The organism is Pseudomonas sp. SED1, from assembly GCF_034044025.1.
In the GTDB taxonomy this organism is placed as follows: Bacteria; Pseudomonadota; Gammaproteobacteria; order Pseudomonadales; family Pseudomonadaceae; genus Aquipseudomonas.
The window spans coordinates 1-26,065 of record NZ_JAXCIS010000033.1; the positions used below are offsets into that span (position 1 = coordinate 1).

Genomic DNA, 26,065 nt, shown 5'->3' on the forward strand with positions numbered 1-26,065 from the left:
ATAAGCTGACTGACACACCGTTTTCGCGAGCAAGCCCGCTCCCACATTGGATTTTCATCACCCGCAGGCCTGCGGCAATTTGCCAGCTTGCTATCGGTTTTTTGTTGCCTGTGGTGTCTTATACACATATCGTTACAAAACTGTTCAGCGCCAGCCTCGTGCCAGAGCTTCAACAGCAAGGACGGTTGCGACCAGGGATTACCAATAAGATAGCCAAAATGAGTGCATGACATGTCCACTACAACGGGCAAGGGCAAGGCGATTTTTCGCGTTGTCAGCGGTAACTTCCTTGAGATGTTCGACTTCATGGTCTATGGCTTCTACGCCACGGCCATTGCCAAGACATTTTTCCCCACCGACAGCGCTTTCGCGTCCCTGATGCTGTCCCTGGCGACCTTTGGTGCCGGGTTCCTGATGCGTCCGCTGGGCGCGATTTTCCTCGGTGCCTACATCGACCGTCACGGCCGTAAAAAGGGCCTGGTGATCACCCTGGCGATGATGGCTGCCGGTACCGTCCTGATTGCCTGCGTGCCCGGGTACGCCACCCTTGGCGTCGCGGCGCCGCTGATCGTGCTGTTCGGTCGCCTGCTGCAAGGCTTCTCCGCCGGTGTCGAGCTGGGCGGCGTGTCGGTGTACCTGGCGGAAATCTCCACCCCGGGCCGCAAAGGCTTCTTCGTCAGTTGGCAGTCCGCCAGCCAGCAAGCCGCGGTGGTATTCGCCGGTCTGTTGGGCGTGGGCCTGAACCACTGGCTCAGCCCGGAAGAAATGGGTGACTGGGGCTGGCGCGTGCCGTTCCTGATCGGCTGCCTGATCGTGCCGGTGATCTTCGTGATTCGTCGCTCCCTGGAAGAAACCCCGGAATTCCAGGCACGCAAACACCGCCCTACCCTGCAGGAAATCGTCCGCTCGATCGGCCAGAACTTCGGCATCGTGATCGCCGGCATGGCGCTGGTGGTGATGACCACCGTGTCCTTCTATCTGATCACCGCGTACACCCCGACCTTCGGCAAGGCCGAATTGCACCTGTCGGACTTCGACGCCTTGCTGGTAACCGTGTGCGTCGGCATCTCCAACTTCATCTGGCTGCCGGTGATGGGTGCAGTGTCCGACAAGATCGGACGTAAACCCCTGCTGCTGGGGGCGACGATTCTGGCGATCCTCACCGCATATCCGGCGCTGTCCTGGCTGGTGGTCAACCCGAGCTTCAGCCATCTGCTGATCGTGCTGCTCTGGCTGTCGTTCCTGTATGGCTCGTACAACGGCGCGATGGTTGTAGCGCTGACCGAAATCATGCCGGTAGAAGTGCGTACCACCGGTTTCTCCCTGGCCTACAGCCTGGCGACGGCGACCTTTGGCGGCTTTACTCCGGCAGCTTGCACCTACCTGATCCACGTGCTGGACAACAAGGCGGCACCGGGCATCTGGCTTAGCGGCGCAGCGGTGCTGGGTTTGATCGCCACATTGATCCTGTTTAAAGGCAATCAGCATGAACTGCGTACCGCGCAGGCTTCGATAGTCGGCGGCGCTTGATAGGTCGCTTTCGCGAGCAAGCCCGCTCCCACATTTACCCGCGTATCACCTGAAGAGATGCGGTCGAATGTGGGAGCGGCGGTGCGACGATTCGACTTGCTCGCGAAGAGGCCCTGCCAGCCACTACAAAACCCACAGACATAAAAAAGCCCCGAACCAGTCGGGGCTTTTTCATTTACCGCTGATGCTTAGCGCGGGAATGCTGGCGGGTTAACCCCGGCCATGTCTTCCATCACACGAACCACCTGGCAGCTGTAACCGAATTCGTTGTCGTACCAGACGTACAGAACAACGCGGTTATCCTGGGTGATGGTCGCTTCAGCGTCCACCACACCGGCGTGGCGCGAACCAACGAAGTCGGTGGACACCACTTCCTGCGAGTTGACGAAGTCGATTTGCTTATGCAGATCGGAGTGCAGCGCCATGTAGCGCAAGTACTCGTTCATCTCTTCACGGGTGGCGGCTTTCTCAAGGTTCAGGTTGAGAATGGCCATCGACACGTTCGGCGTCGGAACACGGATCGCGTTACCGGTCAGCTTGCCGGCCAGCTCAGGCAGGGCCTTGGCAGCAGCGGTGGCAGCACCGGTCTCGGTGATTACCATGTTCAGCGCGGCGCTACGGCCACGGCGATCGCCCTTGTGGAAGTTGTCGATCAGGTTCTGGTCGTTGGTGTACGAGTGAACCGTTTCAACGTGACCGTTAACAATGCCGAACTTGTCGTTCACAGCTTTCAGCACCGGCACGATGGCGTTGGTGGTGCAGGAAGCGGCGGACACGATCTTGTCGTCAGCGGTGATTTCAGCATGATTGATGCCGTGCACGATGTTCTTCAGCTTGCCCTTGCCAGGCGCAGTCAGGACAACGCGGTCGATACCCGGGCAAGCCAGGTGCTGGCCCAGGCCCTCGGCGTCACGCCACACACCGGTGTTGTCCACCAGCAGTGCGTCCTTGATGCCGTACTGGGTGTAATCCACCTCAGACGGGTTCTTCGCGTAGATCACCTGGATCAGGTTACCGTTGGCGGTGATGGTGTTGTTTTCTTCGTCGATGACGATGGTGCCGTTGAACGGACCGTGTACCGAGTCGCGACGCAGCAGGCTGGCGCGTTTGGTCAGGTCGTTTTCTGCACCCTTACGAACCACGATGGCACGCAGGCGCAGGCCGTCGCCGCCACCGGTTTTTTCGATCAGGATGCGCGCCAGCAGACGGCCGATACGACCGAAGCCGTACAGCACGACGTCGGTGCCTTTGCGGGCAGCAGCGTTTTGCTGGCCAACCACATCGGCCATTTCTTCACGCACGAACTGCTCGGCGGTGCGGCCAGCGCCTTCTTTGCGGAATTTATAGGCCAGCTTGCCCAGGTCTACCGAGGCCGCGCCGAGCTTGAGCTCGCTCATGGCCTTGAGCAGGGGGAATGTTTCGTGGACGGAGAGTTCGCTGTCGTCGGCGGAACGATGGCGAGCAAAGCGATGAGCCTTGAGAATCGCGATGACTGATTGGTTGATCAGGCTGCGGCCATAGATCGAGCTCACCACGTTGTTATTGCGGTAGAGCTGACCGATAAGCGGAATCATCGCTTCAGCGAGTGCTTCACGGTCGATCCATTCACCAAGACACTGGTCGGGCTTCTGAGTCACGGGAACCTTCCACATGTAGGGGCAGAAAAAAGGGGCTACATTATGCCGCCCGACCGCCCTCGGAGCAATGCGCGCACCACAACAAAACCCCTTGCAAAAAAATATCACCCCGCTGGAGCCCAGTAAATACGTGGCTTCCAGCGCACCCCCTTCTGGGCCATTGTGACAAAGTGTCCGTAACCCTCCGAAACATACACCGATTTCGGCACTACATAATGAGTCAAAAGACGCCTTTGTTTGTCTTAGCCACTACATTTCCTACAAACCGTAATAGGCTCAGTCAGCAACTGACAGGCGGCACTCCGGGCCGTTACAATTACCGACTTTGTCGCAACGCTTGGAGCTCAACCTTCCGTGCCCGTTCTGCGTCTACCGCTTCTCCCTGCCGCGGCAGGTAAACAGCACTGGGGCAATCTGCCCGGTGCCGCCCTCAGCCTGGCCATCGCCGAGGCTGCCAGCGCTGCCAAGCGCTTTACCCTGCTGCTCACCGCCGACAGCCAAAGTGCCGAGCGGCTGGAACAGGAGCTGAGTTTCTTCGCCCCCGATTTGCCGGTGCTGCATTTCCCGGACTGGGAAACCCTGCCCTACGATCTGTTCTCGCCGCACCAGGACATCATTTCCCAGCGCATCGCCAGCCTGTACCGCTTGCCGGAACTGGCCCACGGCGTGCTGGTGGTGCCAATCACCACGGCCCTGCATCGCCTGGCGCCGACCAAGTTCCTGCTGGGCAGCAGCCTGGTGCTGGATATCGGCCAGAAGCTCGATGTGGAGCAAATGCGCACCCGGCTTGAGGCCAGTGGCTATCGCTGCGTCGACACGGTGTACGAGCACGGCGAGTTCGCGGTGCGTGGCGCGCTGATCGACCTGTTCCCGATGGGCAGCAAACTGCCCTACCGGATCGACCTGTTCGACGACGAAATCGAAACCCTGCGTACCTTCGATCCGGAAAACCAGCGTTCCATCGACAAGGTCGACTCGGTCAAGCTGTTGCCGGCCCGGGAATTCCCGCTGCAAAAAGACGCGGTCACGCGCTTCAAGGCGCGTTTCCGCGAGCGCTTTGACGTGGACTTCCGCCGCTGCCCGATCTTCCAGGACTTGAGCAGCGGGATTACCCCCGCCGGTATCGAGTACTACCTGCCATTGTTCTTCGACGAAACCTCGACCCTCTTCGATTACCTGCCCCAGGACACCCAAGTGTTCTCGCTGCCAGGCATCGAACAGGCGGCGGAGAACTTCTGGAATGACGTGCGCAACCGTTATGAAGAACGCCGCGTCGACCCGTCCCGTCCTTTATTGCCACCGGCCGAGCTGTTCCTGCCGGTGGAAGACTGCTTCGCCCGCCTGAAAAACTGGCCGCGCGTAGTCGCCAGCCAACAGGACGTGGACGCCGGTGCCGGCCGCGAGCGCTTCCCGGCACAAGCGCTGCCGAACCTGGCAATTGAAGCCAAGGCCAGCCAGCCGCTGGAAGCGCTGTCGAATTTCCTCGGCGACTTCCCCGGCCGCGTGCTGTTTACCGCCGAGTCCGCCGGGCGCCGCGAGGTGCTGCTGGAGTTGCTGGAACGCCTGAAGCTGCGGCCGAAAACCGTCGACAGCTGGCCGGACTTTGTCGCGAGCAAGGATCGCCTGGCGATCACCATCGCGCCGCTGGACGAAGGCTTGCTGCTGGACGACCCGGCCCTGGCACTGATTGCCGAAAGCCCGCTGTTCGGTCAGCGGGTGATGCAGCGTCGCCGTCGCGAAAAACGCGCCGACGCCAACAATGATGCGGTGATCAAGAACCTTACCGAACTGCGCGAAGGCGCGCCGGTGGTGCATATCGACCATGGCGTGGGCCGCTACCTGGGCCTGCAGACCCTGGAAATCGACAACCAGGTCGCCGAATTCCTCACCATGGAATACGCCGAGGGCGCCAAGCTTTATGTGCCCGTGGCCAACCTGCACCTGATCGCCCGCTACACCGGCAGCGACGACGCCCTCGCGCCGTTGCATCGCCTCGGCTCCGAGACCTGGCAGAAAGCCAAGCGCAAGGCCGCCGAACAGGTACGCGACGTGGCCGCCGAGTTGCTCGACATCTATGCCCGCCGTGCCGCCCGCGAAGGTTATGCCTTCGCCGATCCAAAAGCCGACTACGCCACCTTCAGCGCCGGCTTCGCCTTCAAAGAAACCCCGGACCAGCAAACCACCATCGACGCCGTGCGCGCCGACATGCTGGCGCCCAAGCCGATGGACCGCCTGGTGTGCGGCGACGTGGGCTTCGGCAAGACCGAAGTGGCGATGCGCGCGGCCTTTATCGCGGTGCATGGCGGCCGGCAAGTGGCGATCCTCGTGCCGACCACCCTGCTCGCCCAGCAGCACTACAACAGCTTCCGCGACCGCTTTGCCGACTGGCCGGTGACCGTGGAAGTGATGAGCCGCTTCAAGTCGGCCAAGGAAGTGAACGCAGCCATCGCTGACCTGGCAGAAGGCAAGATCGACATTGTCATCGGCACTCATAAGCTGCTGTCGGACGATGTGAAGATCAAGAACCTCGGCCTGGTGATCATCGACGAAGAGCACCGCTTCGGTGTTCGTCAGAAGGAACAGCTCAAGGCCCTGCGCAGTGAAGTCGACATCCTGACCCTCACCGCCACACCGATCCCGCGCACGCTGAACATGGCGGTGTCGGGCATGCGTGACCTGTCGATCATCGCCACGCCGCCGGCGCGCCGGTTGTCGGTGCGCACCTTCGTCATGGAGCAGAACAAAAGCACGGTCAAGGAAGCCCTGCTGCGTGAGTTGCTGCGTGGCGGCCAGGTGTACTACCTGCACAACGATGTGAAAACCATCGAGAAATGCGCCGCCGACCTCGCCGAACTGGTACCGGAAGCCCGGATCGCCATCGGCCACGGGCAGATGCGCGAACGCGAACTCGAACAGGTGATGAGCGACTTCTACCACAAGCGCTTCAACGTGCTGATCGCCTCGACCATTATCGAGACCGGCATCGACGTGCCGAGCGCCAACACCATCATCATCGAGCGCGCCGACAAGTTCGGCCTGGCCCAGTTGCACCAGCTGCGCGGCCGGGTCGGGCGCAGTCACCACCAGGCGTACGCCTATTTGCTGACGCCGCCGCGCCAGCAGATCACTTCCGACGCTGAAAAGCGCCTGGAAGCGATCGCCAATACCCAGGACCTCGGCGCCGGCTTTGTGCTGGCCACCAACGACCTGGAAATCCGTGGTGCCGGTGAACTGCTGGGCGATGGCCAGAGCGGACAGATCCAGGCCGTGGGTTTCACCCTTTATATGGAAATGCTCGAACGGGCGGTAAAAGCCATCCGCAAGGGCGAGCAACCGAACCTTGACCAACCGCTGGGTGGCGGCCCGGAAATCAACCTGCGCTTGCCGGCATTGATTCCCGAAGACTACCTGCCGGATGTGCATGCGCGGCTGATCCTGTACAAACGCATCGCCTCGGCCACCGATGAAGACGGCCTCAAGGACCTGCAAGTGGAGATGATCGACCGCTTCGGCCTGCTGCCGGAACCGACCAAGAACCTGGTACGCCTGACCCTGCTCAAATTGCAGGCCGAGCAGTTGGGCATCAAGAAGGTCGACGCCGGGCCGCAAGGTGGGCGTATCGAGTTCGAAGCGCAGACGCCGGTGGACCCACTGGTGCTGATCAAGCTGATTCAGGGCCAACCCAATCGCTACAAGTTCGAAGGGGCTACGCTGTTCAAATTCATGGTGCCGATGGAACGCGCTGAAGAACGCTTTAATACACTGGAGGCGCTGTTTGAGCGCCTCATCCCGAAATCTGCTTGAAGGACGCCCCAATGCGCCTGTTCCGCATTTTGAGCTTGTTGTTGGTGGTCGTTGCCCCTTCGGCGTTTGCCGACAGCCCGTACCTGGTGGAGATGATCCTGGTGCGCCAGAACGCCGAGCCCGTGATCAATAGCCGCGCGGCGCCGGAAGACTGGGACGCGGGTGCGCCACGCCTGGGGACCGACAAAATGAGCCCGCCGCGACTGGGCAACATCGTCGACAAGCTCAGCGCCGACAATAATTACACCGTGTTGCTGCACCGGGCCTGGGATCAGAACCTCGGTGAACAACCGGTGAAGCTGGCCATCAGCGACGGCCAGGAACAGTTCGGTCAGTTTCCCATCGAAGGCACCCTGAGCCTGCAGCTTGGGCGTTTTACCGATATCGACGCCGACTTCTGGGTCAACCAGTTCGACGCCAACGGCAGCGTCATTGCCAGCGAACACCTCAGCCAGCAAGACGTGCGCACCAAGAACAACCAGCTCAACTACCTGGACGGCGGCCACCTCGCCCTGCTGATCAAGATCACTTCGCTGACCGCCAAGCCGCCCAGCGCACCACCGCCCGATGTCCAGGACTGATCCAGCACCATGCCCCTGACGTCGTCGTTGACCAAACCCCTGGCCCCTTCGTGGGCCAATCGCTTTAAAGAGCAAAGCCTTGAGCGCGGCCGACGCTACGCCCTGGAAAACCGTGTGCGTATCGTCGAGTCCGGCGACAGCACCATCATTGCCAGCTGCGAAGGCTCGGGCGGCAATGTCTACCGCCAGACCATTTCGCTGCGCGAGTCTGCCAAGGGCACGCTGATCCTGGTGGATAGCCGCTGCACCTGCCCCGTGCACACCAACTGCAAACACATCGCCGCAGTGCTGCTCAAGGTCCAGGAAACCCTGGCCTACCCGGCGGCGGCTCAGGACGCGGAGTTGCTGGAGAAGCTCCAGGCAGTGCTGGATAACCGCGTAGTGCTGCCGCAAGTGGTGATGGAAGACGTGCAACCGGAGCCGCGATTGTGGCTGGCGAGTATCGAGTTCAGCGCCTTCGAGCCGCGCAACGGCAAGATGCAGCGTTATATCCAGCACCGTGCAGCGTTGTCCTTCAACTATTTGGGCAACTACGTCAGCGGCCAGAAGAACGCCGACATTATCGTGCGCCAGGAACAGCAGAGTCTGCGGATCAAGCGCCACCCCGAGATTGAGCAGCAGTTTCGCGAACAACTGCGCCTGCTGGGCTTCAAGATCGCCACCCGCCAGAGCAAGGCCCTGCCGGAAAGCGCCGGCGAGCTGTTCGAGATGGTCAATGACAGCGCGTGGCTGAACTTCACGTTGAATGCATCGCCGACCCTGCGCGCCCAGGGTTGGGAATTGCAGATCGACGAAGATTTCGGTTTTGACCTGAGTGCCGTAGACGATTGGTATGCCAGCGTCGACGAAGTGCCGGAGCGTGACTGGTTCGACCTGGAGCTGGGGATCATCGTCAACGGCGAACGCCTGAGTTTGCTGCCGATCCTGCTGAACCTGATGCGCTCCCACACCGAGATCCTCAACCCGGAAAAACTCGCTCGGCGCCGCGATGACGAACTGATCCTGGTGAACATTCCCGGCCTGCCCAACGGCCACGGCCCGCTGCAAGTGGCGCTGCCTTACGGGCGGCTGAAACCGGTGCTGGCGACCCTGGGCGAGTTCTACCTGCAAGAGCCGGGCACCACTGCGCTGCGCCTGGCCAAGGCCGACGCCATTCGCCTGAACCCGCTGGAAGACTTGCCGCTGCAATGGGAAGGCGGCGAAAAGATCCGCAACTTCGCCCAGCGTCTGCGGGACATCAAAGATTTCAGCTGCGAAGCGCCCGAGGGCTTGAACGCGACATTGCGTCCTTATCAGCTGGAAGGCCTGAGCTGGATGCAGTCGCTGCGCCAGCTCGACGTCGGCGGGATTCTTGCGGACGACATGGGCCTGGGCAAAACCCTGCAAACCCTGGCGCATATTCTCAGCGAGAAAATCGCCGGACGCCTGGACCGGCCGTGCATGGTGGTGATGCCCACCAGCCTGATCCCGAACTGGCTCGACGAAGCGGCGCACTTCACGCCGCAGCTCAAAGTATTGGCGTTGTACGGCGCCGGGCGTAAGAAACATTTCGCTCAATTGCAGGACTACGACCTGCTGCTGACCACCTACGCCCTGCTGCCCAAGGACATCGAGCAACTGGCCGCCCTGCCCTTGCACGTGTTGATCCTCGACGAAGCGCAGTACATCAAGAACCCCAACAGCAAGGCCGCCCAGGCGGCCCGCGAGCTGAACGCCCGCCAGCGCCTGTGCCTCAGCGGTACCCCCCTGGAAAACCACTTGGGCGAGCTGTGGTCGCTGTTCCACTTCCTGCTGCCGGGTTGGCTGGGGGATGTGAAAAGCTTCAACCGCGATTACCGCGTACCGATCGAAAAACGCGGCAGCGATGTGCGATTGCAGCACCTTAATGGTCGGATCAAGCCGTTCCTGCTGCGCCGTACCAAGGAGCAGGTGGCGACGGAGTTGCCGCCCAAGACCGAGATCATTCATTGGGTCGACCTCAACGAAGCCCAGCGCGACGTGTACGAGACCATGCGCCTGGCGATGGACAAGAAAGTTCGCGACGAGATCACCCGCAAGGGCGTGGCCCGTAGCCAGATCATCATCCTGGAAGCGCTGCTCAAGTTGCGTCAGGTGTGCTGTGACTTGCGCCTGGTCAATGATGCGGCATTGCCGGCGAAAGGCAGCAGCTCGGGCAAGCTCGACAGCTTGATGGAGATGCTCGAAGAGCTGTTTGCCGAAGGCCGCAGGATCCTGCTGTTTTCCCAGTTCACTTCGATGCTGAGTCTGATCGAAGCCGAACTGAAGAAGCGTGGCGTTGCCTATGCGCTGTTGACCGGGCAAACCCGGGATCGCCGCACGCCGGTGAAGGATTTCCAGAGCGGCAAGCTGCAGATTTTTCTGATCAGCCTGAAGGCCGGTGGCGTCGGGCTTAACCTGACGGAAGCAGACACGGTGATTCACTACGACCCGTGGTGGAACCCGGCGACGGAAAACCAGGCGACCGACCGTGCGTATCGTATTGGTCAGGAGAAGCCGGTGTTCGTCTACAAGATGATTGCCCGGGGCACCGTGGAAGAGAAAATCCAGCATTTGCAGAAGGAAAAGTCTGATCTGGCGGCGGGCGTTCTGGATGGGCGGACGACGGGGGATTGGAAGCTGGGGAATGAGGATATTGAGGCGTTGTTTGCGCCGCTACCTCACAAGCAAGAAAAGCTTTGATTGCAGCGTGACTTGTACATCGCCGATCGCGGCGATGCTGAGGCCCTAAAAGCCCGGCTCCCACATTTGGAGTGCGATCAAATGTGGGAGCCGGGCTTGCCCGCGATGGGCACGAAACGGTCTTCAGCCAGGCAGCGGAGCAAACAGCGCCTCGATATCCCGTTGTTCCAACTTCCATCCGGCATTCGCGCCACCTTCAAGCACACGGTCAGCCAACGCTGCTTTTTCCTGCTGCAACGCCTGAATTTTTTCCTCTACCGTACCCTTGGCGATCATCTTGTAGACGAACACCGGCTTGTCCTGCCCGATACGATAGGCCCGATCAGTCGCCTGGTTTTCCACGGCCGGGTTCCACCACGGGTCGTAGTGGATCACCGTATCGGCGGCCGTCAGGTTCAAGCCCGTGCCGCCGGCCTTCAAACTGATCAGGAACAGCGGTGTCTTGCCCTCCTGGAAGTTTTTGACGGGTGTGCGTCGATCAAGGGTTTCGCCGGTCAGGATCGAATAGTCGATCTGACGCTGCTCCAGTTCTTGCTCAATCAGCGCAAGCATCGAAGTGAACTGCGAGAACAACAAGATACGCCGACCTTCACTCAGTAACTCCTCCACCATTTCCATCAAACTGCCCAACTTGCCGGCACCTGAACGAATAGCCTTGGAGGACGGGGCCGACTTGACCAGGCGCAGGTCACAGCACACCTGCCGAAGCTTGAGCAGCGCTTCCAGGATGATGATCTGGCTGCGGGCGACGCCATGGCGGCTGATTTCGTCGCGCACCTTTTTGTCCATGGCCACGCGCACGGTTTCGTAGACGTCCCGTTGCGCCTCGTTCAATTCCACCCAATGAACGATTTCAGTCTTGGGTGGCAGTTCGGTCGCCACCTGCTCCTTTTTACGGCGCAGCAAGAACGGCTTGATACGGGCAGTGAGGTGCTGCATACGCTGCGCATTACCATGCTTTTCAATTGGCGTGCGGTAATCACGATTGAAGGTTTTGCTGTCCCCCAGCCAGCCCGGCAACAAGAAATGGAACAGCGACCACAGCTCGCCCAAGTGGTTTTCCAACGGCGTGCCAGAAAGACACAATCGCTGATCGGCCTCAAGTTGCCGTACAGCCTGGGCCGCCTTGCTGTTGGGGTTCTTGATATTTTGCGCTTCGTCGAGGATCAGTACGCTCCAGCACTGAGGCTGCAAAATTTGAAGGTCGCGGGGTAGCAGCGCATAGGTGGTCAGCACCAAGTCGTAATCGGTCAGCCGCGTGAAGTCGTCCTGACGCCGCGCACCGTGCAACGCCAGCACTTTGAGTTGCGGCGTGAACCGCGCGGCCTCGTCCATCCAGTTAGGAATCAGGCTGGTGGGCATGACGGCCAAGGCAGGGGTTTGCAGACGCCCCGCTTGCTTCTCGCACAACAGATGCGCGAGCGCTTGCAGGGTCTTGCCCAAGCCCATGTCATCGCCTAGGATGCCGCCGACTTCGAGCTCGCGCAGGGTTTGCATCCAGTTCAGGCCTTCGAGTTGGTAGCCTCGAAGTTCTGCGTTCAGCCCTTGAGGGGCTGGAACATGAGTGTGGGTGGACTCTTTCAAGCGCTTGGAGAAATCGCGCAGGCGCTCACCGCCTTGCCAGACGAGGGGGATGCCATCCAAACCGCTCAATCGTGCAGCGTCTGGCGCGTTCAAACGCAGCGAAGTCCCTTCGGGCTCGCGCAAATACAGCTCGCCGAGGGTCGCCATCAGCGGTTTGATGCGGCTGTAAGGCAGCGCAACCTTGGTTTTCTGGCCCACTCCCAACGTCACCAGCAAGCGCTCGTCATCATCACGCTCGGCCAGATGGGCAGGCTGAAGCAACTGGGGTTGGCGGCGCATCAGGTTCAGCAGAATGGGAAGCAAACTATGGCGCTCGCCGTTGACCTCGATACCCAGCTCCAGGTCAAACCACTCCCGCCCGGGTGACTCTTCAACGTCGGCATACCACTGCTCGACATTTTCCACATCGTAGTAAAAGCCTGGGTTGATGAGCACTTGCCAGCCCGCTTCACGCAACGATGGCAAACCGCATTCAACGAAGTTCAGCCACGCGTCATCGCTGGCCAGGTCGAACATTTCTCCGGCATCTGCAGGCAGCGCCTGGGTCTTGCGGGTTACTTTGGCAAAGCCCAGGCCTGCAAGGGTCTTGCGCAATATCTTCTCGGCGGCGGGCTTGCGCTGGATACGCTGAGTTTCGGTACCCGTCAGTAACAGGATTTCCGTAGAGGCTTTATCACTCCCGGTACCCGCGCCATAGCGATAGGCCAGCGCCGCACGATTCTCAATGGTTGCCATCGGACGATGGTAATCAGCGTTATAAGAATAAGATTCATGACTGCCCAATATCAGGCACGCTTGGGGCTCAATGTCATCGATGACCCGCTCGGTCAATTTTTGCGGTGGCGGCACGGCCGAAGCCACTGCGCTGATGCGGTGACTAAACAAGGCAACGTGGCGCGCAGGCACCTCGGGAACTTGGCACAGATGGCGAGCCAAGGCCTCGTCCAGCCCATGCTCCAGCTGCCCGAGCTCCATGCGGGTGCGGTCAAGGTAATAGAGCGGTGTGAGGGGCAGCACATCATTGAGCTGCTGCTCGGCACTGTGCCATTGCGGGCGGTAGTCACCATTGGGTTGTTCGGCCCATCTGAAGTGGGCGACCTGGCTCGCGCCGCGCTGAAGTGCCTGCACCGGGTCGAATGAGTAAAACAGTCGCCCCGTGTTCAGCGCCAGCTCAAGGATTTGCGCACCGGCCTCGCCCACCAGCGGATAACTGGTGCTGTATCGCCCATAGGTTTGGCCAAGTATAAGCAAGCGCGCGATCCGCTTATCCACCTCAAGCAGATAACCCGGCGAGCGTATCAATAATTCGTCCAGTGAATAGAGCGACTTTATGTCATTCAACGCGCCACTTTTTAACTGGCGAGCCTTGTAGACCACCATCGACCACTGGCCCGGAATCCGACCTTCCTGGAGCTTGTACAGCACCCGGCTATTGGCGCCCTTGGCATATGTCTCGATTTCGGCGCCAGGAGCAGGGATTCTGCTGAGCCATTGTTCGAGATCAGGGCTCAGGTTCGAGTTTTCGGCGAACTGCTCGGAGTACGTTTCCTCCATATGAATGAGTACCGCAGCACAATGCTTGCAATCGCTGACCATCGGGCAGGAGCATTCGCAACTAAGCCGGGCTGAACCCGCAGAGTCCACCAACGTGATGACCTGCTGATAGACGTTAGGACCCGACCCCTGACATTTAGCGTGTAAGACGCTGGGGCCGACATCGACTATCTGGACCCGCCCGCCTTTCGCGTATCTGAAGCCGCGATCAAACGTGCCTCGATCAAAAATATCAGGCCAATCCAATTCTACAATGCGTTCAATAAGTGAGGTCATAGTCTTGGGATTCTAACGCTGGAGGTTATGTCTTCAAGAGGGGGTTTCTCACAGAGAGGTGCGAACAACCCGTAGTTGCAGCCAGACTTCTCAGACATAAAAAACGTAAATACACACGTGGCCAGGCATCAGTACCGGGGCATGCCTTAACCGAGGCAGCCTTATTCAATCAGTTGAGCATCGCGTAGAGCACCCAACGCAGCCAGCCAGCGTGGATCCTGCTTGTACTCGGTAGAAGCAATCGCTTGGCCACGCATCCGTGCAATACGGGCCGATGGAGTGACCTTCATGCGCTGGGCAGCACTCAGGGCCAGCTCGGCGGCAGCGCGATCGTTGCACACCAGGCCCATGTCGCAGCCCGCAGTCAGCGCCGCCTCGATACGGCTAGCAGCATCACCGACCACATGGGCGCCAGCCATCGACAGGTCATCACTGAAAATCACCCCGTCGAACTGCAACTCACCGCGCAGAATGTCCTGCAACCAGCGCCGGGAGAAGCCGGCCGGTTGCGCGTCGACCTGTGGATAAATCACGTGGGCCGGCATGACGGCCGCCAACTGCTTGCTCAGGCGTGCGAAAGGCACCAGGTCATTGGCGCGAATCTGTTCCAGGCTGCGTTCATCATTGGGAATTGCGACGTGGGAATCGGCTTCAGCCCAGCCGTGGCCGGGGAAGTGTTTTCCGGTGGCCGCCATGCCGGCGCTGTTCATCCCGCGGATAAAGGCACCGGCAAGCACGGCAGCGCGCTCGGGGTCGCTTTCGAATGCGCGCGTGCCGACCACTGCGCTGCGCTGGTAATCGAGATCCAGCACCGGCGCGAAGCTCAGGTCCAGGCCGACTGCCAGTACTTCTGTCGCCATGATCCAGCCGCACTGCTCGGCCAGTTGCTCGGCATTCGGATTGTCGGCCAAGGCACGCATCGCCGGCAGGCGGACAAAGCCCTGGCGCAAGCGCTGAACGCGGCCGCCTTCCTGATCGACCGCCAGCAGCAGGTCCGGGCGCACGGCGCGAATCGCGGCGCTCAACTCACGCACTTGGCGCGGGTGCTCGATATTGCGTGCAAAAATGATCAGGCCGCCCACTTCGGGCTGGCGCAACAAGTGGCGATCTTCAGCCGTCAGCCAGGTACCGGCGACGTCCACCATCAAAGAGCCTTGCAGGGCTTGGGTCATAAAGCTTCCTTAAATAACGCGCGCAGCCCGGAGCCCTCGCGAGATCGCATCGCCAGGATTGAATCTGGAAACGGACGCTCAGCGGGAGCAACGGGCTGTGGGTAAATAGCTGAAATCGGCATGGGCGGCTAGCTTAGCGGATGCAAGCGGCCGCGCACACCCGGACGGGGTTAAACCTTGGCCGGGACCGGTACCGACTTGCTGCGGGGACGCAACTGGGCGGCGGCCATGGCCTGGTCGGTAACGCCGGTTTCGGCACGCATGCCGGCGGCGAGAAACGGCACCATCAGGCGCATCACCTGCTCGATGGAGGTGTTGACGCCAAAGTCGGTCTCGGCAATCGCACGCAGGGCCTTGATCCCGGACATGCTGAACGCCGCGGCACCGAGCATGAAGTGCACGCGCCAGAACAGTTCGATCGGCGGAATACGCGGCGCGGCTTCGTTAACCAGCAACATATAGCGGCGGAATACCTTGCCGTACATGTCTTCCAGGTAGCGACGCAGGTGACCCTGGCTCTGGCTGAACGCCAGGCCCAACAAGCGCATGAAGATCGACAGGTCGTTACCGCTGCGAGGCTGGACCACCAGGGCTTGCTCGACGAGGATTTCCAGCAGGTCTTCCAGGCTTGGCTTATTTTCAGGCTTCGCCTGGCGACGTTCCAGCTCACGGTCGAGACTGATGCAGAAAGGCCCCAGGAAACGTGAGAACACGGCCTGGATCAGCGCCTTCTTGGAGCCGAAATGGTAGTTCACTGCTGCCAGGTTGACCCCGGCCTTGCTGGTGATCAGCCGCAATGAGGTTTCAGCAAATCCTTTTTCCGCGAACAACTGCTCGGCAGCATCGAGAATGCGTTCAACGGTTTCCGACTGGGCCATGGCTACTCCGCCTGACAAACACTTGTTTGAAACATACGTTTCAAGCTATGTCTTGTCAAGCCTGCAGGTCGGTTTGCGGCTGGTCGGTCACCGATTTCATGGCCATTTAATCACATTCGCCAACGTCTGTAGGCGGCGCTGTTTTAACCCTGTAGGACGGATGACAAACGACCGTCCAGCGGAGTGACTGAAAACGGTGATTGCCAAGCGCAGTCCACTGTATATAATCCCAGTCACTGTATAAAAAGACAGAGCGATCAACATGCTAAAACTGACGCCACGCCAAGCTGAGATTCTGGCTTTTATCAAGCGCTGCCTCGATGACAACGGCTACCCGCCGACCCGGGCAGAAATTGCGCTGGAGCTGGGATTCAAGTCGCCCAACGCCGCTGAAGAACACCTCAAGGCCCTCGCCCGCAAAGGCGCGATCGAGATGACCCCGGGTGCCTCACGGGGTATTCGTATCCCTGGCTTCGAAGCCAAGGCCGACGAGTCGACACTGCCGATCATCGGCCGCGTCGCAGCCGGTGCGCCGATCCTGGCGCAACAGCACGTCGAGGAATCCTGCAACATCAACCCGACGTTCTTCCATCCCCGTGCCGACTACCTGCTGCGAGTCCATGGCATGAGCATGAAGGACGTGGGTATTTTCGACGGCGACCTGCTGGCCGTCCACACCACACGTGAAGCCCGCAATGGCCAGATCGTCGTCGCCCGTATTGGCGATGAAGTGACGGTCAAACGCTTCAAGCGCGAAGGCAGCAAGGTCTGGCTACTGGCCGAGAACCCTGAGTTTGCGCCGATTGAAGTGAACCTGAAGGATCAGGACCTGGTGATTGAAGGCTTGAGCGTCGGCGTTATTCGCCGCTAACGGAGGCATCATGCAGTTCCTACACACCCCACAACACACTCAGCTGTCGCTGTTTGAGGCCTTTATGGCCCAGCCCCTTGCGCCCATCCTCAAGGAAACGGTCGAAGCGCCCTGGAGCGCCGAACCCGAGGCGTTCAGTGAACTGTCGTTGCGCGGTGCTGCCGGGAGCTGCCTGAGCCTGCTGGCGCCGATCCTTCGCGAATTGAGCGAAGAGCAGGACGCACGCTGGCTGACGCTGATCGCCCCGCCGTCCAGCCTGACCCAGGCCTGGCTGCGGGACGCAGGCCTGAACCGCGAGCGCATCCTGTTGCTGCAACCCCGCGGTGCCCAAAGTGCCCAGCAGTTGACCTGCGAAGCCTTGCGCCTGGGCCGTAGCCATACGGTAGTCAGCTGGCTGAACCCGCTGACGACAGCGGCCAGGCAACAGCTGATCAGCGCCGCACGTACGGGCGATGCACAGAGCTTGAACATTCGGTTGGGATAAAACGATGCGCGGATAACTGACGTCTGTCAGGGTCTGCCATGACGCGAGGCTTCTTCAGGATTGAGAAGCCGATCTTCACGATTCAATCTTACAAAAAACCGACAAACGGACTCAGTGAAGAATCCGTGGGCCGTCTTCCTTCTCCGGCTCGCCTTCAGCCAGGCGCCCTGCCATCTGCACACCTACGCTCAACATGGCTTTTGCCACTTCCACGTGCTGGCCTTGCAGGAATGCTTTTGCGTCTTCGGAAAAATCCAAAATAACCAGAGAACCCTCGTCCTCGGCCCGGCGCAACTCGATTCGGCCGTCGGGCAATTCAACAATTTCCAGAAAGGACGTTGGCATAAAAGTCTGTTCTCCACGAAAGGCCGGCATTATATCAGTCATCAGCGCGGCCTCGCTCAGGATCTGGACAGCTTTCTTTACGGCTTGATGAATGGTGCCCAACTTAACTCAGCACTCGTTCAATCCATCTCGAAACCGAATGGCCAGTTTCTTCAACTCCTGCCTCCAGCTTTCCAGCTCCTCTCGGCTTAATGGCTCAGGCCCTTCTTCGTCCAGGCTCACGGCTACGATCAGCGGCTGGGTCACATCGCCTTTGGGGGTGTGTTTCACCCGTGGCGGCTGAAACATATCGGCGTGGGCTACCAGCAATCGGGCCAGCCAGCTGTCCGGGCTCTGCGCCATTTCCACCAACTCGGCCAACTCCGGGATGGCCATGGTCTCCAGCACGTCACGGTTGATGATCATCTCTGCACGCGGTGAACCGGCCTGAGGCAGGCGATAGAACCCGGCAATCTCATGGCACAGGCCAAGCAAGGCGCCATACAGGTGGAACAGCGCCGCTTCACGCCCGGCCTGCACCAGCGCGATAGCGTTCATCTCCTTTCCTTCCTCGGCGCGGCCGAGGGCTTCCAGGGACAAACCCGCGAAGTAAATTTTCTGGTTGGTACGGGTATAGAGTTCGTTGGCCATGAAGGCAGTCTCCACAACGAAAAGGCGTAATGCTGACGGTGTAGGAGCGAGCTTGCTCGCGAAAAACCTGAGCATACCACTGGGTGCCAGGCTTCCCGCGTTATCGTTAACGACCTTCGCGAGCAAGCTCGCTCCTACAATCCGTATCAAGCGCCCTGGCGCTTGTCCTCGACCTTCCACTTGCCGCCGTCGTAGAACGCTTTCCAGCCGGTAGGCTTGCCTTCCACTTCGGTCTGCACGTACTGCTCCTTGGTCTTGCGGCTGTAGCGGATCACGGACGGGCGACCGTCCGGATCCTTCTTCGGCGCTTCGCAAAGGAAGTGGTACTTAGGATCGATCTCATCCTTGTGAGGCACGATCTCGATCACCAGCGGAGCACGGGTCTCGCGGTTTTTCGGGAACTGGCTGGCAGCCAGAAACAGCCCCGAAGCGCCATCACGCAGGATGTAGGTGTCGTTGACCTTCTCGCACTTGAGTTCAGGCATCTTCACCGGGTCCATCTTCGGCGGCGCCGCGTCACCGCTTTTCAGCAGTTTGCGGGTGTTCTTGCACGTTGGGTTGGTGCAACCGAAGAACTTGCCGAAACGGCCGGTCTTGAGCTGCATCTCGCTGCCGCACTTGTCGCATTCCAGGCTCGGACCTTCGTAGCCCTTGATGCGGTAAGTGCCTTCTTCGATCTCATAGCCATTGCAATCCGGGTTGTTACCGCAGATGTGCAGCTTGTGCTTCTCGTCCAGCAGGTAAGCGTCCATCGCGGTACTGCAGATTGGGCAACGGTGCTTGCCACGCAATACCAGCGACTCGGATTCACCCTCGTCATCGGCAGCGATTTCATCGCCCGGCACCAGGTTGACGGTGGCCTTGCAGCGCTCTTTCGGCGGCAGGCTGTAACCCGAGCAACCGAGGAACACACCCGTGGATGCCGTACGAATCTGCATCGGGCGACCGCAGGTGAGGCACGGAATATCCGTCATCACCGGCTGGTTGGCACGCATGCCGTTCTCGGCGCTTTCAGCTACTTCGAGTTTCTTTTTGAAGTCGCCGTAGAACTCGTCGAGCACGTTTTTCCAGTCGCGTTCGCCCTGGGCCACGTCATCGAGGTTCTCTTCCATGCCGGCGGTGAAGCCGTAGTCCATCAGGTTGGAGAAGCTCTCGGACAGGCGTTCGGTGACGATGTCGCCCATCTTTTCCGAGTAGAAACGACGGTTGTGCAAGGCGACGTAGCCGCGGTCCTGGATGGTGGAAATGATCGCCGCATAGGTCGAAGGACGACCGATACCGCGTTTTTCCATCTCCTTGACCAGGCTGGCTTCCGAATAACGCGCCGGCGGCTTGGTGAAGTGCTGGGACGGGTCGAGCTTGATCAGCTTCAACACATCGCCCTGGGCCATGTCCGGCAGCACGTCATCGTCGCCCGGCTTGGCGATTTGCGGCATCACGCGGGTGTAACCGTCGAACTTGAGGATACGGCCCTTGGCACGCAGCTCGAAGTCACCAGCACCCACGCTGACAGTAGTAGACAGGTATTGCGCCGGCAGCATCTGGCAGGCCAGGAACTGGCGCCAGATCAGCTCGTAGAGGCGCTCAGCGTCCCGCTCCATGCCGCTCAGCTTGCTTGGCTCGGTGTTGGCGTCGGAGGGACGAATCGCTTCGTGAGCCTCTTGTGCGCCTTCCTTGCTGCTATAGACGTTCGGCTTCTCTGGCAGGTACTTCTTGCCGAACTCGCTTTCAATATAAGTGCGCGCCATTGCCACCGCGTCTTGCGACAGGTTGGTGGAGTCGGTACGCATATACGTGATGTAGCCCGCTTCATACAGACGCTGGGCCATCATCATGGTCTTCTTCACCCCGAAGCCCAGGCGGTTGCTCGCAGCCTGTTGCAGGGTGGAAGTGATGAACGGCGCCGACGGCTTGCTGCTGGTGGGCTTGTCTTCACGCTTGACGATGCTGTAGCTGGAAGCCTTGAGCTTCTCCAGCGCGGCCATGGCCTGGGCTTCGTTGAGCGGCTTGAAGGCCTCGCCTTTCTCGCGGGCCACTTCAAAGCGCACGTTGTTGCCCTTGGCGGTGCCCAGGTCAGCGTGCACTTCCCAGTATTCTTCGGGGTTGAACGCACGAATCTCGCGCTCACGCTCCACCACCAGCTTTACCGCCACCGACTGCACACGGCCGGCGGACAGGCCTCGGGCGATCTTCGCCCACAGCAGCGGCGAAACCATGTAACCCACGACGCGGTCGAGGAAGCGGCGGGCCTGCTGGGCATTGACGCGGTCAATGTCCAGTTCGCCCGGCTTGGAGAAGGCTTCCTGGATCGCCTTCTTGGTAATTTCGTTGAACACCACGCGCTTGTAGCGGCTGTCGTCACCACCGATGGCTTCCCGCAGGTGCCAGGCAATAGCCTCCCCTTCGCGGTCCAAGTCGGTTGCGAGATAGATGGTGTCAGCATCTTTGGCGAGCCGGCGCAGCTCTTCGATGACCTTTTCCTTGCCCGGGAGGATCTCGTACTTGGCTTTCCAGCCATGATCGGGATCGACACCCATGCGCGAGACGAGCTGCTTGCGCGCTTTCTCTTTAGGCGTGAGCACCGGACCTTCGCCCGCAGCCGCCTTGCCGCGTTTGGCGGCAGGCTCCTTGCTGGCGCTAGCCGAACCGCTGGTGGGCAGGTCTCGGATATGGCCGATACTCGACTTCACCACGTACTCGTTACCCAAGTACTTGTTGATGGTCTTGGCCTTAGCCGGGGATTCCACAATGACCAGCGATTTGCCCATGGATCGGAAAATTCCTGAATTCGAGAAGTGAAAGGCGGTTGGCGCCTGACGCGGCAACGCTATATATAGTGGCAACAAGGTGAGGTCAAGCGCAGCATTCTGCGCGGCCTGCCTTTATTGCGCGGAAAAAAGGCTGGGTTCGACCTGGATCAAAGCAAAGCGCGGGACCTGTTCGCCATCAACTTCGACGGTCTCCAGGAACATGCTCAAGGGACGCACCCAAAAGCCGTAATCGCCATACAGTGCTTGGTAAAACACCACTTCCTCTTCGGTCTCGGAATGCCGCGCCACATTAAAAACGCGGTACTGCGGACCTTTATAATGCTGGTAGAGCCCTGGTTCGACTTTCATGCTCTGGCCCTCTTACAAAATTTGTTAAAAAAAAATATAAAAAATTCCAAAAAACAAAAACCGGGGCACTGGGCCCCGGCTTCCGTCAGCGAAACGTTTAGATACGTTCGAAGACGGTGGAGATGCCTTGGCCGAGGCCAATGCACATGGTCGCAACCCCAAGGTTACCGCCATTTTGCTTCATCACGTTAAGCAACGTGCCGGAGATACGAGCACCGGAACACCCAAACGGGTGACCCAAGGCAATCGCGCCGCCGTGCAGGTTAACCTTCTCGTTCATCTTGTCGAGCACTTTCAAATCTTTCAGCACTGGCAGGGCCTGTGCGGCGAAAGCTTCGTTGAGCTCAAAGAAGTCGATGTCGGAGATGCTCAGGCCTGCGCGCTTCAATGCTTTTTGTGTGGCCGGTACTGGACCATAGCCCATGATTGCCGGGTCCACACCTGCGACTGCCATCGAACGAATCACCGCCATCGGCTGGATACCCAGGTCCTGGGCACGCTGGGCCGACATCACGATCATGCACGAAGCACCGTCGGTGATCTGCGACGAAGTACCGGCTGTCACGGTGCCGCCCTTTGGATTGAAAGCAGGCTTCAAGGCCGCCAGGCTTTCCAGGGTGGTGTCCGGACGAATGGTTTCGTCGTAGTCGAACAGTTTCAGGAAACCGTTCTCGTCGTAGCCGTTCATCGGGATGATTTCATCCTTGAACTTGCCTTCCAGGGTCGCCTTGTGGGCGAGCTGGTGGGAACGCAGGCCGAATGCATCCTGGGCTTCGCGAGTAATGCCGTGCATTTTACCGAGCATTTCAGCGGTCAGGCCCATCATGCCCGAGGCTTTCGCCGCGTACAGGGACATGTGCGGGTTCGGATCGACACCGTGCATCATGCTGACGTGGCCCATGTGCTCCACGCCGCCGACCACGAACACATCACCGTTACCGGTCATGATCGCTTGGGCAGCGGTGTGCAGCGCGCTCATGGACGAGCCACACAGGCGGCTGACGGTCTGGCCGGCAGCGGTGTGCGGGATCTGCGTCATCAAGGAGGCCATGCGGGCGATGTTCCAGCCCTGCTCCAGGGTCTGGTTGACGCAGCCCCAGATCACGTCTTCGACTTCGTTCGGGTCGACCTTGACGTTGCGTTCCAGCAATTTGCTGATCAGGTGCGCCGACATGTCTTCAGCGCGGGTGTTGCGGTGCATGCCGCCCTTGGAGCGACCCATCGGAGTACGACCGAAGTCGACAATCACGACGTCTCTTGGATTCAAGCTCATAAATATTCTCGCTCTAGTCGTCTGGGCACTTAACCGAAGAAGCTCTGGCCGTTCTTGGCCATCTCACGCAGCTTCGCGGTCGGGTGGTACAGCGGGCCCAGATCAGCGTATTGATCAGCCAGGGCAACGAACTCGGCCACACCGATGGAATCGATGTAACGCAGCGCACCACCACGGAATGGAGGGAAACCAATACCGTAGACCAGGCCCATGTCGGCCTCGGCCGCGGTTTCAACGATGCCGTCTTCCAGGCAACGCACGGTTTCCAGGCACAGGGCGATCATCATCCAGTTGACGATGTCCTCGTCGGACACTTCACGCTGTTCGTAGATGACCGGCGCGAGTACTTCGTGAACCGACGGGTCGGCCACTTTCTTCTGCTTGCCCTTCTTGTCGGTCTCGTAAGCATAGAAACCCTTGCCATTCTTCTGGCCCAGGCGCTTGGCTTCGTAGAGCGCGTCGATCGCCGAGCGGCGGTCGTCTTTCATGCGGTCCGGGAAGCCTTCAGCCATCACGTCACGACCGTGGTGGCCGGTGTCGATGCCGACCACGTCCATCAGGTACGCCGGGCCCATTGGCCAGCCGAATTTTTCCATGACTTTGTCGATGCGCACGAAATCCACACCGGCGCTGACCAGCTTGGCGAAACCGCCGAAGTATGGGAACAGCACGCGGTTGACCAGGAAGCCCGGGCAGTCGTTGACGACGATCGGGTTCTTGCCCATTTTCTTGGCGTAGGCAACGGTGGTGGCAACGGCCAACTCGCTGGACTTCTCGCCACGGATCACTTCCACCAGCGGCATCATGTGCACCGGGTTGAAGAAGTGCATGCCGACGAAGTTTTCCGGACGCTTGAGGGCCTTGGCCAGCAAGGTGATGGAAATGGTCGAGGTGTTGGAAGCCAGGATGGTGTCTTCTTTAACCTGGGCTTCAACTTCAGCCAGTACCGCCTGCTTGACCTTCGGGTTCTCGACAACCGCTTCGACCACCAGGTCGACGTGGCCGAAATCGCCGTAGGACAGCGTAGGACGAATGCCGTTAAGCACTTCAGCCATTTTCGCTGCAGTCATGCGACCTTTATCCACGCGACCCACCAGCAGTTTCGCGGCTTCTGCCAGACCCTGCTCGATACCGTGCTCGTTGATGTCTTTCATCAGGATCGGCGTGCCTTTGGACGCCGACTGATAGGCGATACCACCGCCCATGATACCGGCGCCGAGTACGGCAGCCTGCTTCACATCGCGGGCGATTTCGTCGTAGGCCTTGGCCTTTTTCTTCAGTTCCTGGTCGTTCAGGAACAGACCGATCAAGCTCTGCGCAGCAGAGGTCTTGGCCAGTTTGACGAAACCAGCGGCTTCGATCTCCAGGGCCTTGTCGCGACCGAAGTTCGCGGCCTTCTGGATGGTCTTGATCGCTTCAACCGGCGCCGGGTAGTTCGGGCCGGCTTGGCCAGCAACGAAACCTTTAGCGGTTTCGAACGACATCATCTGTTCGATGGCGTTGAGCTTGAGTTTTTCCAGCTTTGGCTGACGCTTGGCCTTGTAGTCAAATTCGCCGCTGATGGCGCCTTTGATCAGGTTCAATGCGGCTTCTGCCAGCTTGTCGGGAGCGACCACAGCATCCACGGCGCCGACTTTCAGCGCGTCTTCAGCACGGTTTTCCTTGCCGGCGGCAATCCACTCGATGGCGTTGTCGGCACCGATGATGCGCGGCAGGCGCACGGTACCGCCGAAGCCTGGGTAGATGCCCAGCTTAACTTCCGGCAGGCCGATTTTCGCGGTGGCAGACATCACGCGGAAGTCGGCGGCCAGGCACATTTCCAGACCGCCGCCCAAGGCGATACCATTGATCGCGGCAACGGTCGGCACGTTGAGGTCTTCGAAATCGCTGAAAATCTTGTTGGCTTCGAGGTTGCCAGCCACAAGCTCGGCATCGGGCAGCTTGAAGTTGTCGACGAATTCGGTGATGTCAGCGCCGACGATGAACACGTCCTTGCCGCTGGAGACGATCACGCCCTTGACCGATGCATCTGCTTTGATGGTGTCTACGGCCTGACGCAATTCATTCAGGGTTAGACGGTTGAACTTGTTGACGGACTCACCCTTGAGGTCGAATTTCAATTCGACGATGCCACTTTCAAGAGCCTTAACCGTGATGGCTTTACCTTCGTAAATCATCAACTGATCTCCACGATATGGAAGCTGAACAGTACACGTCGGACGCAGGATTCAGCGTAGACACTGACGTTACCGTCGATGCTAACGCCAATTTGCCAGGCACACCCGCCAACGCGATAGTCGGGATTCTGTACGAACGGTCTGAAAGACAAACGCTCAATTCATACGCCCGTTTGATTTGGGTACGTCACCTTCAGCCAAATCCGAAGAATTGTCAATCGCTCGAGAGGGCCGGAAAAACGCGACTTTTCAGTCATTTCAGAACCCGAGGCAGCCGGCATCGCCCCGCCAATGTTTAATCATTCGCGAAATCAATAATGTGAATTTTGATTTAAAGGGCTGTACAGAACCGAATATGCGGCTAGGCTAGCGGCACGTAAAACGAATTACCGGCCTGCCTGGCCAACTCCAGCCCGATGATACTTTCGGGCTTTTTAATGCCTGCAGGAATCTCAAGCCAGCGCTTTGAGCACCGCGTCAATGTCCTGCAACACACTCAACTCGCCCTTCTCGCCCCAGTACAGGGTGATCATTTGCTTGTCCGCTTCGACTTTGTAGACGTTCGCAGGCAGCGTCGCAAAATGCGGCAACAACTTTTCATCAACGCAGGTTTCCTGCCACTGATTGACCCAAATCCCCGGTTCCAACTGCCAATAACTCCAGGTCACCCGCTTGGTACCGCGTCGTGGCCGGTGATACTGCGCACACGGGCTGGGCGGCTCGTGCTTGAGCCAGTGCGGCCATTCCTGAGGTGTCAGTTGCATGGTCAAACCGATGCGCCGTGCCTCCATGCGTAACGCCATGCGCCCACTCGAATGGCGCGAAGGACGCAACCACGCCAGAGGGCTCAAAACGAGCGCAAGGATTGACACCACTATCCAGACCGTCATATGTGTACTCCCGAATTTCTTGATGAGCGGATTTGACCCGACGCAACCCCATCCGCTTGAAACCAGCCATACTGAACTTATCGCTTTCCTTTGGAGAAACCTCTCATGCCCTACGAACATATTCTGGTCGCCGTGGACCTGACCGAAGAATGCGACCCCGTGATCAAGCGGGCCGTAGGCCTTGCAGGCGACTCGGTGAAACTGTCCCTGGTGCATATCGTCGAACCGATGGCCATGGCCTTTGGTGGCGACGTGCCGATGGACCTTTCCCAACTGCAACAGCAGCAGTTCGACCAGGCCAAGGAGCGTCTTGATCGACTGATCAACAAGTACCCCGCCCTGAAAAAAGACCAGAGCCACCTGACCTACGGCCAGCCGCGCCAGGAAATACACCACCTGGCCAAGGAACAAAATTGCGACCTGATCGTGGTCGGCAGCCACGGCCGTCACGGCCTGGCGTTGCTGCTGGGCTCCACCGCCAATGACGTGCTGCACGGCGCACCTTGCGATGTGCTGGCAGTGAAACTGGTAAAGAGCTCGTAAGACCAACGGCAATCTAA

19 protein-coding genes are annotated in these 26,065 nt (G+C 59.5%); 8 read left to right on the forward strand and 11 right to left on the reverse strand.

The window, feature by feature from the left end:
• On the forward strand, positions 1–230 hold a 230-nt coding region (locus SNL23_RS04170), incomplete at its 5' end, for a hypothetical protein (RefSeq protein ID WP_318301692.1).
• Position 231: 1 nt separating this feature from the next.
• Positions 232–1,530: an MFS transporter gene (locus SNL23_RS04175; protein WP_318301693.1), complete on the forward strand. Its 1,299-nt coding sequence runs from the start codon at positions 232–234 to the stop codon at positions 1,528–1,530.
• Between the two features lie 188 nt (positions 1,531–1,718).
• On the opposite strand, the gene SNL23_RS04180 is transcribed toward SNL23_RS04175, so the two are convergent.
• Positions 1,719–3,182 (reverse strand): glyceraldehyde-3-phosphate dehydrogenase, encoded by a 1,464-nt coding sequence (locus tag SNL23_RS04180; RefSeq protein WP_092247393.1) that lies wholly within the window; start codon positions 3,180–3,182, stop codon positions 1,719–1,721.
• 339 nt (positions 3,183–3,521) lie between these two features.
• Here SNL23_RS04180 and mfd point away from each other — a divergent pair, with 339 nt between their 5' ends.
• From mfd to SNL23_RS04195, 3 genes are read left to right on the forward strand one after another with little or no spacing between them, the layout of a single operon-like run.
• On the forward strand, positions 3,522–6,971 hold the full coding sequence (mfd, locus tag SNL23_RS04185; protein ID WP_318301694.1) for a transcription-repair coupling factor: 3,450 nt from the start codon (positions 3,522–3,524) through the stop codon (positions 6,969–6,971).
• A gap of 11 nt (positions 6,972–6,982) precedes the next feature.
• Positions 6,983–7,552, forward strand: a complete 570-nt coding sequence (locus SNL23_RS04190; protein WP_318301695.1) for a CsiV family protein — start codon at positions 6,983–6,985, stop codon at positions 7,550–7,552.
• 9 nt (positions 7,553–7,561) lie between these two features.
• Positions 7,562–10,252: a DEAD/DEAH box helicase gene (locus SNL23_RS04195; RefSeq protein ID WP_318301696.1), complete on the forward strand. Its 2,691-nt coding sequence runs from the start codon at positions 7,562–7,564 to the stop codon at positions 10,250–10,252.
• A 123-nt stretch (positions 10,253–10,375) separates the two neighbouring features.
• Here SNL23_RS04195 and SNL23_RS04200 read toward each other — a convergent pair whose 3' ends face one another.
• The 3 genes from SNL23_RS04200 to psrA form a co-directional block, all read right to left on the reverse strand.
• On the reverse strand, positions 10,376–13,666 hold the full coding sequence (locus tag SNL23_RS04200) for a DEAD/DEAH box helicase (protein WP_318301697.1): 3,291 nt from the start codon (positions 13,664–13,666) through the stop codon (positions 10,376–10,378).
• 161 nt (positions 13,667–13,827) lie between these two features.
• Complete coding sequence (gene nagZ / locus SNL23_RS04205; RefSeq protein ID WP_318301698.1) at positions 13,828–14,838, reverse strand: beta-N-acetylhexosaminidase; 1,011 nt, start codon at positions 14,836–14,838, stop codon at positions 13,828–13,830.
• Positions 14,839–15,008: 170 nt separating this feature from the next.
• Positions 15,009–15,716 (reverse strand): transcriptional regulator PsrA, encoded by a 708-nt coding sequence (gene psrA / locus SNL23_RS04210; RefSeq protein WP_003218964.1) that lies wholly within the window; start codon positions 15,714–15,716, stop codon positions 15,009–15,011.
• A 262-nt stretch (positions 15,717–15,978) separates the two neighbouring features.
• Between psrA and lexA the strand changes: the two genes are divergently transcribed.
• On the forward strand, positions 15,979–16,587 hold the full coding sequence (gene lexA, locus SNL23_RS04215) for a transcriptional repressor LexA (protein ID WP_003172575.1): 609 nt from the start codon (positions 15,979–15,981) through the stop codon (positions 16,585–16,587).
• A gap of 10 nt (positions 16,588–16,597) precedes the next feature.
• Positions 16,598–17,071: an SOS-induced cell division inhibitor SulA gene (sulA, locus tag SNL23_RS04220; protein ID WP_318301699.1), complete on the forward strand. Its 474-nt coding sequence runs from the start codon at positions 16,598–16,600 to the stop codon at positions 17,069–17,071.
• Between the two features lie 111 nt (positions 17,072–17,182).
• Here sulA and SNL23_RS04225 read toward each other — a convergent pair whose 3' ends face one another.
• The 7 genes from SNL23_RS04225 to SNL23_RS04255 form a co-directional block, all read right to left on the reverse strand.
• Positions 17,183–17,416 carry a hypothetical protein gene (locus SNL23_RS04225; RefSeq protein WP_003218969.1) on the reverse strand — a complete coding sequence of 78 codons (234 nt, stop codon included), beginning with the start codon at positions 17,414–17,416 and terminating at the stop codon, positions 17,183–17,185.
• Between the two features lie 108 nt (positions 17,417–17,524).
• Positions 17,525–18,046 (reverse strand): DUF6586 family protein, encoded by a 522-nt coding sequence (locus SNL23_RS04230; RefSeq protein ID WP_258344404.1) that lies wholly within the window; start codon positions 18,044–18,046, stop codon positions 17,525–17,527.
• A gap of 146 nt (positions 18,047–18,192) precedes the next feature.
• Positions 18,193–20,814 carry a type I DNA topoisomerase gene (gene topA / locus SNL23_RS04235; RefSeq protein WP_017477200.1) on the reverse strand — a complete coding sequence of 874 codons (2,622 nt, stop codon included), beginning with the start codon at positions 20,812–20,814 and terminating at the stop codon, positions 18,193–18,195.
• Between the two features lie 114 nt (positions 20,815–20,928).
• On the reverse strand, positions 20,929–21,165 hold the full coding sequence (locus tag SNL23_RS04240) for a DUF1653 domain-containing protein (RefSeq protein ID WP_010176359.1): 237 nt from the start codon (positions 21,163–21,165) through the stop codon (positions 20,929–20,931).
• A gap of 97 nt (positions 21,166–21,262) precedes the next feature.
• Complete coding sequence (fadA, locus tag SNL23_RS04245; RefSeq protein ID WP_076017236.1) at positions 21,263–22,438, reverse strand: acetyl-CoA C-acyltransferase FadA; 1,176 nt, start codon at positions 22,436–22,438, stop codon at positions 21,263–21,265.
• Between the two features lie 29 nt (positions 22,439–22,467).
• A complete protein-coding gene (gene fadB / locus SNL23_RS04250; RefSeq protein ID WP_063032264.1) occupies positions 22,468–24,615 on the reverse strand; it encodes a fatty acid oxidation complex subunit alpha FadB in 2,148 nt (715 codons plus the stop codon).
• A 452-nt stretch (positions 24,616–25,067) separates the two neighbouring features.
• On the reverse strand, positions 25,068–25,505 hold the full coding sequence (locus SNL23_RS04255; protein ID WP_076017235.1) for a hypothetical protein: 438 nt from the start codon (positions 25,503–25,505) through the stop codon (positions 25,068–25,070).
• 105 nt (positions 25,506–25,610) lie between these two features.
• Here SNL23_RS04255 and SNL23_RS04260 point away from each other — a divergent pair, with 105 nt between their 5' ends.
• Positions 25,611–26,048, forward strand: coding sequence for a universal stress protein (locus SNL23_RS04260; protein ID WP_076017234.1), 438 nt, complete (start codon positions 25,611–25,613; stop codon positions 26,046–26,048).
• Positions 26,049–26,065: the final 17 nt, after the last annotated feature.

What these genes read in the sequence shown, in the direction of transcription:
- SNL23_RS04200 (WP_318301697.1), bottom strand. Translation starts at nt 13,666, where the DNA reads ATGACCTCACTTATTGAACGCATTGTAGAATTGGATTGGCCTGATATT.
- fadA (WP_076017236.1), bottom strand. Translation starts at nt 22,438, where the DNA reads ATGAGCTTGAATCCAAGAGACGTCGTGATTGTCGACTTCGGTCGTACT.
- topA (WP_017477200.1), bottom strand. Translation starts at nt 20,814, where the DNA reads ATGGGCAAATCGCTGGTCATTGTGGAATCCCCGGCTAAGGCCAAGACC.
- sulA (WP_318301699.1), top strand. Translation starts at nt 16,598, where the DNA reads ATGCAGTTCCTACACACCCCACAACACACTCAGCTGTCGCTGTTTGAG.
- SNL23_RS04260 (WP_076017234.1), top strand. Translation starts at nt 25,611, where the DNA reads ATGCCCTACGAACATATTCTGGTCGCCGTGGACCTGACCGAAGAATGC.
- lexA (WP_003172575.1), top strand. Translation starts at nt 15,979, where the DNA reads ATGCTAAAACTGACGCCACGCCAAGCTGAGATTCTGGCTTTTATCAAG.
- SNL23_RS04195 (WP_318301696.1), top strand. Translation starts at nt 7,562, where the DNA reads ATGCCCCTGACGTCGTCGTTGACCAAACCCCTGGCCCCTTCGTGGGCC.
- SNL23_RS04230 (WP_258344404.1), bottom strand. Translation starts at nt 18,046, where the DNA reads ATGGCCAACGAACTCTATACCCGTACCAACCAGAAAATTTACTTCGCG.
- SNL23_RS04225 (WP_003218969.1), bottom strand. Translation starts at nt 17,416, where the DNA reads ATGCCAACGTCCTTTCTGGAAATTGTTGAATTGCCCGACGGCCGAATC.
- psrA (WP_003218964.1), bottom strand. Translation starts at nt 15,716, where the DNA reads ATGGCCCAGTCGGAAACCGTTGAACGCATTCTCGATGCTGCCGAGCAG.
- SNL23_RS04175 (WP_318301693.1), top strand. Translation starts at nt 232, where the DNA reads ATGTCCACTACAACGGGCAAGGGCAAGGCGATTTTTCGCGTTGTCAGC.
- SNL23_RS04240 (WP_010176359.1), bottom strand. Translation starts at nt 21,165, where the DNA reads ATGAAAGTCGAACCAGGGCTCTACCAGCATTATAAAGGTCCGCAGTAC.
- SNL23_RS04255 (WP_076017235.1), bottom strand. Translation starts at nt 25,505, where the DNA reads ATGACGGTCTGGATAGTGGTGTCAATCCTTGCGCTCGTTTTGAGCCCT.
- nagZ (WP_318301698.1), bottom strand. Translation starts at nt 14,838, where the DNA reads ATGACCCAAGCCCTGCAAGGCTCTTTGATGGTGGACGTCGCCGGTACC.
- fadB (WP_063032264.1), bottom strand. Translation starts at nt 24,615, where the DNA reads ATGATTTACGAAGGTAAAGCCATCACGGTTAAGGCTCTTGAAAGTGGC.
- SNL23_RS04190 (WP_318301695.1), top strand. Translation starts at nt 6,983, where the DNA reads ATGCGCCTGTTCCGCATTTTGAGCTTGTTGTTGGTGGTCGTTGCCCCT.
- SNL23_RS04180 (WP_092247393.1), bottom strand. Translation starts at nt 3,182, where the DNA reads ATGTGGAAGGTTCCCGTGACTCAGAAGCCCGACCAGTGTCTTGGTGAA.